Raw genomic sequence first — 15,811 nt, forward strand, 5'->3', positions numbered from 1 at the left:
CTCCGGTGTCACGGGGGTGGCGACCGCAGCAATACCAGGGGGAATTCCATGCTGAAGAAGCGAGGGAGATCCAGGAAAGTCCGGATCTCCGCCGTCGCCATGCTCCTCGCCGCCCTGCTGGGCGGCTTCCTTCTTTCCCGCTCGGCGGACGCGACGGAGCCGATATCCAAGCCGCGCACCACCGACTCCGTGAACCCGCTCGCGCTCTCGGCGAAGAGCACCAAGGACCTCACCGCCGCGGCCAAGGCCCGGCTCACCAACGACCTGCTGCGCCGCGCGGGCACCCTGAAGGTCACCCCGGCGCCCGTCACCAAGACGGCCACCACCGCCGACGCACTCGCCGCGCCCGCCGGGACCTCGGCCCTCGTCCTCTACGACAACACCGGCCCCTACGGGCAGCTCGGCGAGCTCTACGCCATGGCGACGGCCAACCTCGCCGGCCACTTCGGCACCGTCACCAGCAAGCCCGTGTCCGCCTACACCGCCGGACTGGTCAACCAGTACACCGCCACGGTCTACCTCGGCTCGACCTACTACGGCGGCACCATCCCCGACGCCGTCCCCGCCGCCTTCTACCAGGACGCCATGGCCACCAGCCGTCCCGTCACCTGGATCGGCGACAACATCTGGAACATGGCGAACGCCGTGGGCACCACCCAGTTCGAGCAGAAGTACGGCTGGGACCCCACCAACTCGTACTACGGGCAGGGCGGTTCCGTCGGGAACATCAACCAGGTCACGTACAAGGGACAGCAGCTGACCCGGAACATCCCCGCCGGCCAGGACGGGGGAGTGCTCCACCCAGCCCTCCTCACCGGCCCCGGCTACCCCGCGGTCACCCGCCTCGCCGACGCCAAGGACGCCACCACCGGCGCCGTCAGCCCCTGGGCGATCCGCTCCTCGAACCTCACCTACATCGGCGAGGTCCCCTTCGCCTACGTCTCCGAGAGCGACCGCGTCATCGCCTTCGAGGACCTCCTCTTCGACGCGCTGGCGCCCGCCACCGCCCAGCGCCACCGGGCCTTCGTCCGCCTGGAGGACATCAGCCCCAAGGCCGACCCCGCCCAGCTGCGGACCATGGCCGACTACCTCGCGTCGCAGAAGATCCCGTACGGCATCAACGTCATCCCCGTCTACACGGACCCCAAGGGCGTCTACAACAACGGCGTCCCCGAGACCGTGACCCTCGCGCAGGCCCCCGCCGTCGTCACCGAGCTGAAGTACATGCTCGCCCACGGCGCCGTCCTGATGAACCACGGCTACACCCACCAGTACGGCACGGCCAACAACCCCTACAACGGCGTCACCGGCGACGACTTCGAATTCTTCCGCGCACACGTCGACACGGCCGACAACGTCGTCCTCGACGGCCCGCCCGCCGAGGACTCCACCGTCTGGGCCCAGAGCCGGGTCACCCAGGCCCTGGCCGGTTTCGCCGCCGCCGGGCTCCCGAAACCCACCCTGTGGACCACCCCGCACTACGCCGCGTCCGCCACCGACTACCGCGTCCTCGGCCAGAACTACTCCGCCCGCCTGGAGCGCTCGCTCTACTTCGCCGGTACGCTCACCGGTGGCACACCGGACAACAGCCGCTACATCGGCCAGTTCTTCCCGTACGCGGTCAAGGACGTCTACGGCACGACCGTCCTGCCCGAGAACATCGGCAACTACGAGCCCGAGGCGTACAACAACCACCCGCCCCGGCTCCCCGCCGACCTCATCGCCTCCGCCAAGGCCAACCTGGCCGTCCGCGACGGCGTGGCGAGCTTCTTCTACCACCCCTACTACCCGCTGGCCCCGCTGCAGCAGACGATCGACGGCATCAAGGCCCTCGGCTACACCTTCGTCGGCCCCACGGACCTGAACAACTGAACCCGGAGGTATGCGGTGAGTGCGAGAAGGAGGGCAGCCGGTGCGCTGCTCATGGCCGTCCTCCTCCTCGCCGGATGCTCCTCCGGCTCCGGGGACGGCCCCGAGCCCGGCCCGAGCGGCCGCACCGGCAGCGGGGACGGCGGGGAAGGCGGGGCGAGCAGGGAAGCCGGCGGGAGCGGGCCGGGCGGAAAGGCAGCCGGCATGCGCGGCATCACCCTCCCCTCCTGGAACACCGACGACTACAGCGGCCCCCAGGCCGCGCCCTACCTGCGGCAGATCGCCGCCACCGGCGCCCGCTGGGTGACCTTCACCCCCACCTGGTACCAGGACGACGTCACCGACTCCGCCATGCACACCACCGGCGAGACCGCCGGCGACGACTCCCTGCGGCACATCATCGGCCTCGCCCACGCGACGGGCCTCAAGGTCATGGTCAAACCGCACGTCGACCTGACGAAGGGCGGCGACCGGGCCGGAATCAAGCCCCGCGACCCCGACGCCTGGTTCGCCGCGTACGAACGCTTCATCACTCACTACGCGACCCTCGCCGCCGAGACCGGAACCGAACAGCTGGCCGTCGGCACCGAACTCGCCGGCACCTCCCGCGACGGCACCCGCTGGAGCAAGGTCGTCCGCGCCGTCCGCGCGCACTACCGCGGCCCCCTCACCTACGCCGCCAACTACGACGAATACGCCGCCGTCCCCTTCTGGGACGACCTCGACGTCATCGGCATCGACGCCTACTGGCCCCTCGCCGACCGCCCCACCACCGACGCCGGCCGCCTCCGCGACGCCTGGAAACCCGTCACCGGCGAACTCGCCGCCTTCTCCGCCCGCCACCACCGCAAGATCCTCTTCACCGAGGCCGGCTACGTCAGCCAGCGCGGCACCACCACCGCCCCCTACTCCTGGACCGTCAGCAAGAGCGGCGGCGAGGACGAACAGGCCGCCGCCTACGAGGCGCTGCTCACCGCCCTCGACGGCAAGCCCTGGTGGGCAGGGGTCTGCTGGTGGATGTGGGACGACTGGCCGGACAGCGGCGAAACACCACGCCGGCTCGCCTACACCCCGCACGGCAAACCGGCCGAGAAGGTCCTGCGCCGGCGCTGGGGCTAGCCCCGCCCGCCCGCTCTCACCGCGGCGGATCCGGCGGACGCGTGCGCGTCCCCGGCCGCCTGCGGTCCACCGGGAACCGGGCCGTGACCTCCCAGCCGCCCTCCGCGGCGGGGCCCGCGCGCAGCACCCCGCCCATCGCCTTCGCCCGCTCGCTCAGCCCCACCAGGCCGAAGCCCCCGCCCCGGGCCTCCTCCGGCAGCGCGGCCGCGCTCCTGCCGTCGTCCGCGACGCGCAGCTCCACGCCCTCGGGCACCCCGCGGATGCCGATCCGCACGGCCGTCGCGTCGGCGGCGTGCTTGCGGATGTTGGTGAGGGCCTCGCGGACGACGCGGTGGACGCCCGCGGCGACCTCGGCGGGAATCCAGTCCTCCAGACCCTGCTCGACGAACAGGACGACGGGCGGCCCGGTGCGCGCGAACGCCTCGGCGAGGGTGCGCACCTCCGGCAGCCCGGCCACGGGCTCCGTCTCCGCCTCCCCCTCCCGCAACACGCCCACCAGGCGGCGCATCGCCCCCAGCGCCTCGCCCGCGGAGGTCTCGATGCGCTCGAAGGCCCCGGCCGCGGCCGGCCCCTCCAGCGCGGTGAACCGGGCGGCCTGGGCCTGCACGGCGATGCCGGTGACGTGGTGCGCGACCAGGTCGTGCAGCTCACGGGCCAGCTCCAGGCGCTCGGCGGTCCGGACGGCGGACAGGTCCCGTACGCGCTGAGCGGCGTGGCCGCGCAGCAGCAGCGAGTACGTCCCCACCACGACCAGCAGCATCGAGAACAGGGCCGTGAACCACTCGGGGTTGAGGTCGCGCATGGGCGCGGCGACGACGGCGGCCGCGAGCAGCGGGCCCAGGACGCCCGCGACGAGATGGGAGGACTTGCTGACGACGAGGGTGAAGAGGACCAGCAGGGCGACGTCCTCGCCCATGCCCCACACGATGCGCGGATGCGGCCCGATCATGAGGACGGCGGAGGTGGTCAGGGACACGGCCGCCGCGACGCCCGCGCGTACGGTCAGCGTAATCCACCCGTAGGGGACGGCGCACAGGCAGACCAGGACGCCCGACACCAGGACGAGCGCGTGCGGCGTGCTCGGCTGGCGGGCCAGCGTGATGCCCTCGAAGCCCACGAGACAGAGCAGGACGGCCCCGAGGGCGGCCTTCGCGACCGTGGCGCGCCGGGGATGGCGCACGGTCCAGCCGGCCCACCTGGTCACGTGCCGCCCGCGGCCAGCCCGCTCTCCCAGGCCCAGGCGGCGATCTCGACGCGATTGCGGGCGTCGAGCTTCGTCTGCACGTTCGCCAGGTGCGACTTGACCGTGGACAGCGAGACGAAGAGATCGGCGGCGATCTCCGCGTTGGTGGCGCCGCGCGCCAGGCAGCGCACGACGTCGGCCTCGCGGTCGGTCAGCGGCTCGGAGGGCGCCCTGGCAGCGCTCCCCGCCGGGCTGCCGGGGGCCATGTCGCGCAGCAGGCGGACGGTGATGGCGGGCGAGATGAGGGAGTCGCCGACGGCGGCCGCGTGCACGGCCTCGACGAGCATGGCGGGGCTCGCGTCCTTCAGCAGGAAGCCGGAAGCGCCGTTGCGGAGCGCGGTGTGCACGTACTCGTCGAGGTCGAAGGTGGTGACGATGACGATCCGCGGGCGCGCGGCGGGCCCCGGCCGGGCGGCCGCGCGCTCCGAGAGACGGCGGGTGACCTCCAGGCCGTCCAGCTTCGGCATGCGGATGTCGAGGAGGAGCACGTCCGGCTCGTACCGCTCGACGGCGGCGAGGGCGGCCTCGCCGTCCACGACGTCCGCGACGACCTCGATGTCGGGCTGACTCTCCAGGATCATGCGGAAACCGGTGCGGACCATCTCCTGGTCGTCCGCGATGACCACGGTGATCGCCATAGCTGTTCCTCGCACTGTGCCGGGCGTACGGCAGGGCGCGCCGCCGCACGCGGGACCGCCGGGGGCCGCCTCCGCCCCTCCATGTCAGCGGGGGCCGCGGCCCGCCGCAACCGCGGGCAGGCCCCCGCAACCGCGGGTCAGACGTCCGTACGGGTGGCCCGGCGGGCGGCGAGGCGGCGCACCCCGTAGGCACCGCCGCCGAGGGCGAGCAGGGCCACGCCGCCCGCGAGGGCCGGGGTGCCGATGTCGTGCCGGCCCTTGATGACCTCGCCCGCCTCGACGACCCGCTTCACGGGGTTACTGGAAGCGGCGTGGAAGGAGCGCCCACCGGAGCCGGCCTCCTGCTTGCCGCCCGCGTCCGCGCCCTTGCGCACGGTCAGGACGTGGCCCGCGCCGGTGGTGTGCTTGGCGCCCTTGTCATGACCGGCGCCGCTGCCCTTGACCACCGTGCCGGCGCGCTCGGCACCGTCGGGGGTGTGGCGCAGGGTGCCGGAGGCGAAGTCGTAGTAGTTGGTCAGCTGCGCCCCGTCCAGGGAGGCGCGCAGCGTCGGCTTCGCCGTGTCCCCGCCGAGAATGCGCAGGTGGAGCCGGTCGAGGTCGGCGGTGGGCCGGGACGCGTCGATGGTGCGGCGCTGCTTGCCGTGCTTGCTCACGGTGACGGTCGTGCCGCGCTCGCCGGAGCTCAGCTGCGCCCGGCTGCCGTCGGGCAGCTGGACCTGGTGGACCACCACGGGGCGGCCCGGGCCGTTGTCCTTGCCGCCGGAGGAGCGCAGGTCCGCGGCGAACGCACTGGCCGTCGGCCAGGCGACCGCGCCGACGGCGGCGGCGAGGACGGTGGCGGCAGCGATGCGGTGCTTGGCGGACACGGGGTCCCTTTCCGTAACGGTCGGTTCTGGTTCTGCGGCCGGCCGGCCACGACCTTCACGTTACGGGCCTTTACGGGGCCCACACCTCGACTGTCCGACCATTCTCGCCTCGGCCGAAAGGATGACGACCGCCCGCCCACGTCATACCGGAGTCGCCCACCCCCCCTCCGGCAGGCCGCCCCGGCGATTCCCCCGCCTGCCCGGAAAGAACCATCCGGACGGAGCAGTGGCGGGGGCGCGGGGCGCCCTGGCGGGATGGGGGCCTCTGCCGGGGGAGGGCGGAGCAGGCGGAACCGGAAGGCGGTGCGCCGTGATCCCGGGTGACGAGGGGCCCGCGCAGGGTCCGGGCCTCCCGGTCCCTGGGAAACCCCTCCGCCGCCACGGCGCCCGGCCGCGGCGGCGAGGGTCCGGCGGAACCGGGAGGCGCGGGTGCCGGGCGTGGGGCGCCGCGCTCCCCGGCGGTGGCGGGTCCGCCGGGACCGGGCTCCCGGCCCGGGAAGGCCCCTCCCGCCGCGGCGGAGAGGGCCCGCGGAGTGCGGAGACGCCGGAGCGGCCCCGCACCCTGGCCCGGGCCCGTGGCGGTCAGCCGCTCAGGCTGGCCGCAGCGCTCTTGATCGCCGACGCGAACGTGCTCACCTCGGTGTACACGCCGGGATAGTGCGGCCGCGCGCACCCCTGCCCCCAGCTGACGATGCCGACCTGGATCCACGCCCCCGCCGCGTCCCGGCGGAACATCGGGCCGCCGGAGTCGCCCTGGCAGGTGTCGACCCCGCCCTGGTCGAGGTATCCGGCGCAGATCTCCTCGCCGGGTATGAGGTTGCCGTAGGCCTGCTGGCAGGCGGTGTCGTCGACGAAGGGGACGGTGGCCTTGAGCAGGTACCGCTGCTGGCTGCCGCCTTCGCGGTCCGCGCCCCACCCCGCGACGGTGAAGGTGCCCTCGTTGTACGCGGTGGTGTCGGCGACGTTGAGCGTCGGCAGGTCGACCGGCCGGGCGAGCTTGATCAGCGCCCAGTCCTTGCCGGAGCCGTTGTAGCCGGGCGCCTGGATGACCTCGGTGGACTTGACCTTGACGGCCTGTGAGGAGTTGAGGTCGGCGACGCCGGCGGTGGCGGTGATGGACGTGTTGGGGCCGCTGCCGCTGACGCAGTGGGCGGCGGTGAGGACGATCTGCTTCGTGTAGAGCGCGCCGCCGCAGCCCATGGACAGCCGCACCATCCACGGGAACTCGCCCTGCTGGGCGGGGGTGCCGCCGACCACCCCGCGGGGCGGGGCCGGGTCGTCGGCCAGCGCGGCGCCGGCGGTGAGGGTGAGCGCGGCGACGGTGGCGGCGCCGACGGCGAGGGTTCTCCTGAGCGTGCCGAGGAAGAGGAAGGTGCGCAAGGGTCTTCCTTTCGTGGGAGGTTGCGCAGCGCATGAGCAGCACAGGAGAGGTGCATGTCGTGCTCATGACAACCAATTCCGGTGTCCGATTACCGGAATCGAGCCTTCGCTGCGCGGTGCGATTATGAGCAGCAGGCGAACGCCCGACAAGCACCCCGTTTCGGCCAGCCCCGCGACCTGCCGCCCCCCGGCCCCCGCCCGTACAGTGGAGACGGGGCGCAGCGGCCGGCAGGGGGACCCCAGGGGGTGGTCACGCGTGGGCACCGGAACCGGCATCGAGATCGTGCACGGCTACCCGCACATCGAGACCGTACGCACCGCGATCACCGCGCTCTACAAGCGCCTCTCCTACGACACGGTGCACACCTTCGAGCTCAGCGTCCCCCCGTCCGACGTCGCCTTCGACGACGACGAGAACCCCTACCTCGGCGTGCAGCGCGTCGCCGGCGCCATGGTGCGCCACCTCCGCCTGCCGGACGCCCGGATGATCGTCAGCTTCCGCGACATGCGGCACGCGGGCAGCGTGGAGCTCGCCGCCGGCCCGGAGTACTTCATCGAGCTCAACTCCCGCTTCAAGACCCACCGCAAGGACATCGGCGCGGCCCTCTCCCACGAGGTCATGCACGTCTACCTGCACCGCCTCGGCCTCGCCTTCCCCGGCACCCGCGACAACGAGATCCTCACCGACACCGCCGCGGCCTACCTGGGCGCGGGCTGGCTGCTGCTCGACGCCTACCGCGAGTCCGCGGTCTCCACGCAGAAGCTCGGCTACCTCACCCCCGAGGAGTTCGGCTACGTCCTCGCCAAACGGGCGCTGGCCTTCGGCGAGGACCCCTCCCCGTGGTTCACCAGCCCCCAGGCGTACGACGCGTACGCCAAGGGCCTCGCGGAGGCGCGACGCGACGGCCGCCGCCCCCCGCTCGCCGCCGCCGGGCGGATCGGCCGCCACCGCTACGCCCGCGACCGCCGCGCCGTCCAGAACGCCAAGCGCAGCGTCCCCTCCGGCTGGGGCTACGCCTTCGAGGGGCACGATCCGCTGCGGGTGAGCTTCCCGTGCCCCACCTGCCACCAGCGGATCCGGGTGCCGGTACGGGGGAGCGTCCGGGTGCGGTGCGGCCTGTGCCGGTCGGTCCTGGAGTGCGACACCTGACGACCGCCGAGGGCACCGCCTTTCGAAGTCCAGGTGCAACCGCCGCGGGAACGCCGGGCCCGGCGGGCGGTGGTCCCGTAAAGGAGTCCAACACCCGTACCACTTTTGTCCATGGGCGCCACGGCTCCCACCCTCCACTGTGTGCCCGTGACCACCGGCACCGAGGAGGACCGCAGAGTGGACGACGCAGCCCCCCACGCCCCCACCCGCCGCACCGTGGTCACCGCGGGCGCCGCCGCCGGGCTCGCCGCACTCACCGGCCCCGCCGCAACCGCCGCAGCCACCCCCCGCACCGAAGCCGTCCTGCGCTCCACCGGTCTCGACGTCCGCGTCGACACCGCCTTCCCCCGCGTCATCTCCTACACCGACCGCACCACCGGAGACGTCGTCCACGGCCAGGAAGAGGCCGTCACCACCCTGCTCGTGGACGAGAAGGAACACACCCCCCACGTCACCTCCACCCTCCACCCCGACCGCGCCACGTACGTCCTCACCCTCACCGGCGGCACACGCATCGACGCCGAGATCCGCGTCACCGGCATGCGCGTCGACTGGCGGATCACCCGCATCACCGACACCCCCGCCCTGCGCATCGGCACCCTGCGCATCCCCGCCCTGGCCCTCCTGAGCGTCCGCAGCACCCAGCCCGGCGCCGAACTCCTCGCCGCCCGCATCCAGCTCGACAAGGCGAAGAACGGCGACACCCTCGTCCGCCCCGGCCCGGACACACCCGCCGACGAGACGCCCACCGGCTGCGCCTACGCCGTCGTCAGCACCGGCCGGCTCGCCGCCGCCGTCGACACCAACACCGTCTACGACCACCCGGACGCCACCACCGCCTGGGAGAACGGCCGCCTGTGGCGCCAGACCGTCGCCCGGCCCGGCCGGCGGGAGGCCCGGATCACCTGCGGCCAGTGGACCCACCGCGCCGCCGGCGCCCCGGTCACCGCCACCGAACCCCTGCCCCGCGCCACCGTCGTCGTCACCCGGGACCGCAACGGCGACGGCCGCGCCGACTGGCAGGACGCCGCCATCGCCCTGCGCGAGGTCATGACCGAGCCGCTCGGCGCCGCCGGGCAGCACCTGCGCGTCGTCCCCCACATCCCGTTCAACTTCGCGAGCCAGGCCACTAACCCCTTCCTCGCCACGCTCGACAACGTCAAACGCATCGCCCTGGCCACCGACGGACTGGGGCAGTTCACCCTGCTCAAGGGCTACCAGTCCGAAGGCCACGACTCGGCCCACCCCGACTACGGCGGCAACTACAACACCCGCGCCGGCGGCCTCGCCGACCTCAACACCCTGCTGCGCGCCGGGAAGAAGTGGAACAGCGACTTCGCCGTCCACGTGAACACCACCGAGTCCTACCCGGTCGCCCACGCCTTCTCCGACGCCCTCGTCGACCGCAACGACAAGCAGTGGGACTGGCTCGACCAGTCCTACCGCATCGACGCCCGCCGCGACCTGCTCACCGGCGGCATCGTCCGCCGCTTCCGGCAGCTGCGCGACGAGACCGATCCCGCCCTCACCACCCTCTACATCGACGTCTTCCGCGAATCCGGCTGGAACTCCGACCGGCTGCAGCGCGCCCTGCGCGACCAGGGCTGGCACATCACCACCGAATGGGGCCACGGTCTGGAGCGCTCCAGCATCTGGTCGCACTGGGCGAACGAGACCGACTACGGCCCCGACACCTCCCGCGGCATCAACTCGCGCCTCATCCGCTTCCTCCATCACCACCACAAGGACGTCTTCGCCGACAAGTGGCCCCTCCTCGGCACCGCCAAGCTCGGCACCTTCGAAGGCTGGCAGGGCAAGACCGACTGGGCCCCCTTCCACCGCATCGTCTGGACCGAGAACCTCCCGGCCAAATACCTGCAGGCCCACCCCATCCGCACCTGGAGCGAGCACGAGATCACCTTCGAGGACCCGGCGCACACCACCGTCAGCGACGCCGACGGCACCCGCACCATCACCACCGACGGGCACGTCGTCTACAAAGGAGGGATCTACCTGCTGCCCTGGGAACCGCGCGAAGCCCGCAACCCCGCCAAGCTCTACCACTACAACCCCACCGGCGGCACCACCCGCTGGCACCTGCCGCGCGGCTGGGCCCGGCGGAGCACCGTCGTCCTCCACCGCCTCACCGACCAGGGCCGCACCGGCGCCACCGAACTCCCCGTCCGGCACGGCGAAGTCACCATCGAGGCCGCCGCCGGGCAGCCCTACGTCCTCACCCGCGACCACACACCCTCACCCGCCCCCGCCTGGGGCGAAGGCACACCCCTGCACGACCCCGGCTTCCACTCCGGCAGCCTCACCGGATGGCAGGTCACCGGACCCGCGGCCGTCGAACGCAGCCCGCTGGGCGACTGGGAGCTCGTCGTCCACGGCGGAGGAGCCGCCACGGCCGGGCAGCGCCTCACCCGGCTGAAACCCGGCACATACGCGGCATCCGTGCAGGTCGAGGTCGGCGGCACCGCGGGGGAGCGGCGCCGGGCAGCCCTGCACGTCCGCACCGCCGACGGCATCACCGCACACAACTGGACCGACACCTCCACCGCCGTCAACCACGTGGCCGCCGACCGCAAACACGGCACCCGCTTCCAGCGCATGTTCACCCGCTTCACCGTGCCCCCCGGCGGCGGGCCCGTCACCCTCACCCTGAGCGTCGCCGCGGGCCACGCGCGCGTACGGTTCGACGCCCTGCGGGTCGTGGCCGCCGGACCGCCGCCCCGACGCCCCGGCGCACTCCTCCACGAGGACTTCGAGAACGTCCCCCAAGGCTGGGGACCCTTCGTCAAGGGCGACGCCGGCGGCGCCACCGACCCCCGTACGCACATCGCCCAGCGGCACGCCCCCTACACACAGCGCGGCTGGAACGGCAAGGCCATAGACGACGTCATCGACGGCACGCAGTCCCTGAAGTCACGCGGCGAGAACACCGGCATCGTCTACCGCACCCTGCCGCACACCGTGCGGTTCCGGCCCGGGCACCGCTACCGGGTGACGTTCCGCTACGAGAACGAGGCCGCGGGACAGTACGCCTGGATCACCGGAACCGACGCGCCCGAAAGCCGCGAACTGCAGCGCACGCCCCTGCCCGCCGCCCACGCCCCGGCCACCCACACGTACGAGTTCACCGCGCCCGGAGCGGGCGAGGCATGGGTGGGGCTGCGGAAGACCGGCGACAGCGGGACCGCCGAGTTCGTCCTCGACGGCTTCACGGTCCACGAGATACCCGAGAGCCCCGAGACTCCCGAGATCCACGGTCCACGAGACGAGTGAGGCCCCGGGCCTCTGGTGAAGCGCACCGCCATGCGCGAAGATCGGCCCACGGGGCCGACACCGCGGGGAGGCCGGAACCCATGTACCAGACATGGATGCGCTACTTCAGCCCCGGCCCCGTCCACCACCGCCTCGGCCTCGTCTGCCTCGGCGTCGGACTGCAGCACGGCGCGCTCCCGCCCGTCGGACCACGCACCCTCGACCACCACGTCGCCGTCGTCATCCACGCCGGCAGCGGCTGGCTGCGCACCCCCGACGGCCGCACCCGCACCGTGACCGCCCCCGCCCTCCTCTGGCTCACCCCCGGCGTCCCCCACCACTACGGCGCCGCCCCCGGCACCGGCTGGGACGAGAGCTTCGCCGACTTCACCGGCCCCGCCGTGAGCGCCTACACCGAACTCGGCTGCATCGAACCCCACCGGCCCCTCGTCCCCCTCACCGACACCACCGCCGCCCGCACCGCCGTCCACCGCATCGCCCGCGCGGCACGCCGCGGCAACCCCCTCCTGGAGATCGAGACCTCGGCGGCCGTCCACGAACTCCTCGTCGCCCTCCGCCGGGCCCGCGCCGACACCACTCCCGGCGAAGAACCCGTCCTCCAGGCCCTCGCCCGCGACGCCTTCCTGCCCCTCTCCGTCACCCAGCACGCCGCCCGGCACGGCATGACCCCCGCCGAGCTGCGCGCCGCCGTACGCCGCGGCGCCGGCTGCAGCCCCAAGGACTACCTCCTCGGCATCCGCCTCGGCCGCGCCAAAGAACTCCTCGCCGCCACCGAACTGCCCGTCGCCGCCGTCGCCCGCCGCGTCGGCTACGCCGACCCCGCCTACTTCAGCCGCCTCTTCACCCGCCGCGTGGGGACCGCACCCGTCCGCTTCCGCGCCCGCCAGGGCAACGCCGTGCCCGGCGGCTGGAGCGCCGAGATCCCCGACCCGGACCACCCGCCGGTGATCGCACCCCGTCCCTCCGCTTAGGCTCGGTGACCATGAGCAACAGTTCCATGGACGAGTCCGTACGGGCCGAGCTGGGCCGGCTGCGCGACAGCATCGACAACATCGACGCAGCGGTGATCCACATGCTCGCCGAGCGCTTCAAGTGCACCCAGCAGGTCGGCCACCTCAAGGCCGCCCACAAACTGCCCCCCGCCGACCCGGCCCGCGAGGCCCGCCAGATCACCCGCCTCCGCGAACTCGCCGAGAACGCCAAACTCGACCCCGCGTTCGCGGAGAAGTTCCTGAACTTCATCATCGCGGAAGTCATCCGCCACCACGAAACAATCGCCCGAACGTAACGCGCCCGCAGCGGCGCCCAGCCGAATCGGCGCGCCCCGGCGGTGGAAGCGGGCCGCCGGCCCCTCCGGCCCTGCGGCGCGCCGCAGCGGCGAAGGATCTGGGCGGCGGCCCCGCCCCTTTCCTCCCGCCGCAACGGCGCCCAGCCGAATCGGCGCATCCCGGCGGTGCCGGAGCCTGCCCAGGGCCGTAGGGAGCCGCCGGCCCCGGCCCTCGCCCGCCGCGGCGGATCCGCACCCCCCGCCGCAACGGCGCCCAGCCGAAACCCCGCGTCTCGGCGGTGCCGAACCCGCCCCGTCACCCCGCAGCGGCGGACTCGCGGTCCCAACTCCCGCCTCGGCACAGCGCCCAGCGACCCGGCAGGATGAGGCCATGCCCGTACTCACCCACCAAGAAGCCCGCGCCCGCGCACGCCTCCTCGACGTGCACCGCTACGCCGTCGACCTCGACCTCACCCGCGGCGACGAGCTCTTCGCCACCACCACCCGCATCCGCTTCACCGCCCGCACCGCCGGCGACACCTTCATCGAGGTGCGGCCCGCCACCCTGCACCGCGTCACCCTCGACGGGCACCCCCTCGACCCCGCCGCGCTCGACGACAACCGGTTGCCCCTCTCCCTCACCGCCGGCGAGCACGAACTGCTCATAGAGGCCGACATGCACTACTCCCGCACCGGCGAGGGCATGCACCGCTTCACCGACCCCGCCGACGGCGAGACCTACCTCTACACCCAGTCCTTCCTCGGCGACGGCCCGTCCGTCTTCGCCTCCTTCGACCAGCCCGACCTCAAGGCCGTCTTCGACGCCACCGTCACCGCCCCGCCCCACTGGACCGTCCTCGGCAACGCCGTCGCGACCCGCACCGGCGACCCGGCCGAGGGCCGCTGGGAGTTCGCCACCACCCAGCCCCTCAGCACCTACCTCGTGGCCTTCGCCGCAGGCCCCTGGCACACGGTCCGCACCGAACACGCCGGCCTGCCCTTCGCCCTGCACTGCCGCCGCTCCCTCGCCCCGCACCTCGACGCCGACGCCGCCGAACTCCTCGACATCACACGCCGCTGCTACGACCGCTTCCACGAGATCTTCGACGAGCCCTACCCCTTCGACTCCTACGACCAGGCGTTCGTCCCCGAGTTCAACGCCGGCGCCATGGAGAACCCCGGCCTCGTCACCTTCCGCGACGAATACATCTTCCGCTCGGCCGTCACCGACACCGAACGCCAGTCCCGCGGCGTCACCATCGCCCACGAGATGGCCCACATGTGGTTCGGCGACCTCGTCACCCTCCGCTGGTGGGACGACATCTGGCTGAACGAGTCGTTCGCCGAGTACATGGGCTACCAGATCCTCGCCGAAGCAACCCGCTTCGACGGCGCCTGGACCGACTTCGCCTGCGCCCGCAAGGGCTGGGGCTACGACGCCGACCAGCGCCCCTCCACCCACCCCGTCGCCCCCGACCCCACCGCCGTCCCCGACACCGCCGCCGCCCTCCTCAACTTCGACGGCATCTCCTACGCCAAGGGCGCCTCCGCCCTCCGCCAGCTCGTCGCCTGGCTCGGCGAGAAGGACTTCCTCGCCGGCATCAACGACCACTTCGCCCGCCACCGCTTCGGCAACGCCGCCCTCGCCGACTTCCTCGACTCCCTGGCCCGCCACACCGACCGCGACGTCCACGCCTGGGCGGACCACTGGCTGCGCACCAGCGGCGTCGACACGCTCACCCCCACCGTCACCCAGACCGAAGACCACTGGCACCTCACCGTCCACCAGGACGGCACCCGCCCCCACCGCATCGCCGCCGGCGCCTACGACCGGGACCCCGCGGACCCCGCCCGCCTCCTCCTCCGCGACCGCTTCGAGATCGACGTACCGCAGGACAGCACCACCAAGACCCTCCCCGGCACCCGCCCCGACCTGCTCCTCCTCAACGACGGCGACCTCACCTACGCCAAGATCCGCCTCGACGCCGCCTCCTGGGACACCGCCCTGCACTCCCTCGCGGCCCTGCCCGGCCCCCTGACCCGCGCCGTCCTGTGGAACGCCGCCCGCGACATGGTCCGCGACGGCGAGCTCGCCCCCGCCGCCTACCTCGACGCCGCCCGCACCCACCTGCCCCACGAAACCGACGTCGCCCTCACCCAAGGCGTCCTCGCCTTCGCCCGCGGCCAGATCGCCGACCGCTACACCACCCCCGCCGACCGCCCCGCCGCCCTGGCCACCCTCACCGGCCTCGCCGCAGAGCTCCTCGACCGCACCATGGGCGAGGACACGAACGGCACCGCACAGGGCCTGCGCCTGACAGCCGTCCGCACGTACATCGACAGCACCACCGACACGGACACCCTCCGGGCCTGGCTCGACGACGGCACCGTCCCCGGCGGCCCCGCCCTCGACCCCGAACTGCGCTGGCGCGCCCTCGCCCGCCTCGCCGTCCTCGGCGCCACCACCCCCGCCGCCATCGACGCCGAACTCGCCCGCGACCCCAGCGCCACCGGCAAGGAAGGGGCCGCCCACTGCCGCGCCGCCCTCCCCGACCCCGCCGCCAAGGAAGCCGCCTGGCAGGCCATGTACGACCCGGAACACCGCCCCGAGCTGTCCAACTACCTCTTCACCGCCACCGCCAAGGGCTTCTGGCAGCCCGAACAGCTCGAACTCGTCCGCCCCTACCTCGACCGCTACTACCCCGCCGCCGTCGCCCTCGCCGCCCGCCGCGGCCCCGCCCTCGCCACCACCGCGGGCGTCGCCGGCTTCCCCCGCCCCCTCGTCGAACAGCACACCCTCGACCTCGGCGAAGCGTGCCTGCGCACCGCGGACCCCGTCCCCGCCCTGCGCCGCAGGCTCACCGACGAGCTCGACGACCTGCGCCGCGCCCTGCACGTCCGGACGCCCCGGCCGTAGGCACCGCCCCGGGTCGCAGGCACCGCACGGACCGCAGACGCACGGAACGCCGAAGGCTCCGCACCCCAGGAGGG

At 73.3% G+C, this 15,811-nt stretch carries 11 protein-coding genes; 7 read left to right on the plus strand and 4 right to left on the minus strand.

What is annotated here, in order from left to right:
• Window positions 1–48: 48 nt before the first annotated feature.
• Together ACFZCD_RS15730 and ACFZCD_RS15735 are read left to right on the plus strand one after the other, a co-directional pair.
• The gene (locus ACFZCD_RS15730) at window positions 49–1,872 is read left to right on the plus strand and encodes a DUF2334 domain-containing protein (RefSeq protein ID WP_391830976.1); all 1,824 of its coding nucleotides are present in this window, start codon (window positions 49–51) and stop codon (window positions 1,870–1,872) included.
• A gap of 15 nt (window positions 1,873–1,887) precedes the next feature.
• The gene (locus ACFZCD_RS15735; protein ID WP_391830978.1) at window positions 1,888–2,988 is read left to right on the plus strand and encodes a glycoside hydrolase family 113; all 1,101 of its coding nucleotides are present in this window, start codon (window positions 1,888–1,890) and stop codon (window positions 2,986–2,988) included.
• A gap of 16 nt (window positions 2,989–3,004) precedes the next feature.
• Here ACFZCD_RS15735 and ACFZCD_RS15740 read toward each other — a convergent pair whose 3' ends face one another.
• The 4 genes from ACFZCD_RS15740 to ACFZCD_RS15755 all read right to left on the minus strand — a co-directional run bounded on the left by ACFZCD_RS15740 (window position 3,005) and on the right by ACFZCD_RS15755 (window position 7,115).
• On the minus strand, window positions 3,005–4,192 hold the full coding sequence (locus ACFZCD_RS15740; protein ID WP_391830980.1) for a sensor histidine kinase: 1,188 nt from the start codon (window positions 4,190–4,192) through the stop codon (window positions 3,005–3,007).
• Complete coding sequence (locus tag ACFZCD_RS15745) at window positions 4,189–4,869, minus strand: response regulator (RefSeq protein WP_391830982.1); 681 nt, start codon at window positions 4,867–4,869, stop codon at window positions 4,189–4,191. Before ACFZCD_RS15745 ends, ACFZCD_RS15740 begins: the two co-directional genes overlap by 4 nt.
• 137 nt (window positions 4,870–5,006) lie before the next feature.
• Window positions 5,007–5,735 carry a hypothetical protein gene (locus ACFZCD_RS15750; RefSeq protein ID WP_391830984.1) on the minus strand — a complete coding sequence of 243 codons (729 nt, stop codon included), beginning with the start codon at window positions 5,733–5,735 and terminating at the stop codon, window positions 5,007–5,009.
• Window positions 5,736–6,317: 582 nt separating this feature from the next.
• Window positions 6,318–7,115, minus strand: coding sequence for a serine protease (locus tag ACFZCD_RS15755; RefSeq protein ID WP_391830986.1), 798 nt, complete (start codon window positions 7,113–7,115; stop codon window positions 6,318–6,320).
• Between the two features lie 256 nt (window positions 7,116–7,371).
• Here ACFZCD_RS15755 and ACFZCD_RS15760 point away from each other — a divergent pair, with 256 nt between their 5' ends.
• The 5 genes from ACFZCD_RS15760 to pepN all read left to right on the plus strand — a co-directional run bounded on the left by ACFZCD_RS15760 (window position 7,372) and on the right by pepN (window position 15,737).
• Window positions 7,372–8,265 (plus strand): hypothetical protein, encoded by an 894-nt coding sequence (locus ACFZCD_RS15760; protein ID WP_391830988.1) that lies wholly within the window; start codon window positions 7,372–7,374, stop codon window positions 8,263–8,265.
• A 147-nt stretch (window positions 8,266–8,412) separates the two neighbouring features.
• On the plus strand, window positions 8,413–11,553 hold the full coding sequence (locus ACFZCD_RS15765; protein WP_391830990.1) for an endo-alpha-N-acetylgalactosaminidase family protein: 3,141 nt from the start codon (window positions 8,413–8,415) through the stop codon (window positions 11,551–11,553).
• A gap of 80 nt (window positions 11,554–11,633) precedes the next feature.
• On the plus strand, window positions 11,634–12,524 hold the full coding sequence (locus ACFZCD_RS15770; protein ID WP_391830992.1) for a helix-turn-helix domain-containing protein: 891 nt from the start codon (window positions 11,634–11,636) through the stop codon (window positions 12,522–12,524).
• Window positions 12,525–12,535: 11 nt separating this feature from the next.
• A complete protein-coding gene (locus ACFZCD_RS15775; RefSeq protein WP_391830994.1) occupies window positions 12,536–12,841 on the plus strand; it encodes a chorismate mutase in 306 nt (101 codons plus the stop codon).
• A 370-nt stretch (window positions 12,842–13,211) separates the two neighbouring features.
• Complete coding sequence (gene pepN / locus ACFZCD_RS15780) at window positions 13,212–15,737, plus strand: aminopeptidase N (protein WP_391830996.1); 2,526 nt, start codon at window positions 13,212–13,214, stop codon at window positions 15,735–15,737.
• Window positions 15,738–15,811: the final 74 nt, after the last annotated feature.

Origin of the sequence: Streptomyces sp. NPDC008001, assembly GCF_042958085.1 — a bacterium.
Lineage (GTDB): Bacteria > Actinomycetota > Actinomycetes > Streptomycetales > Streptomycetaceae > Streptomyces.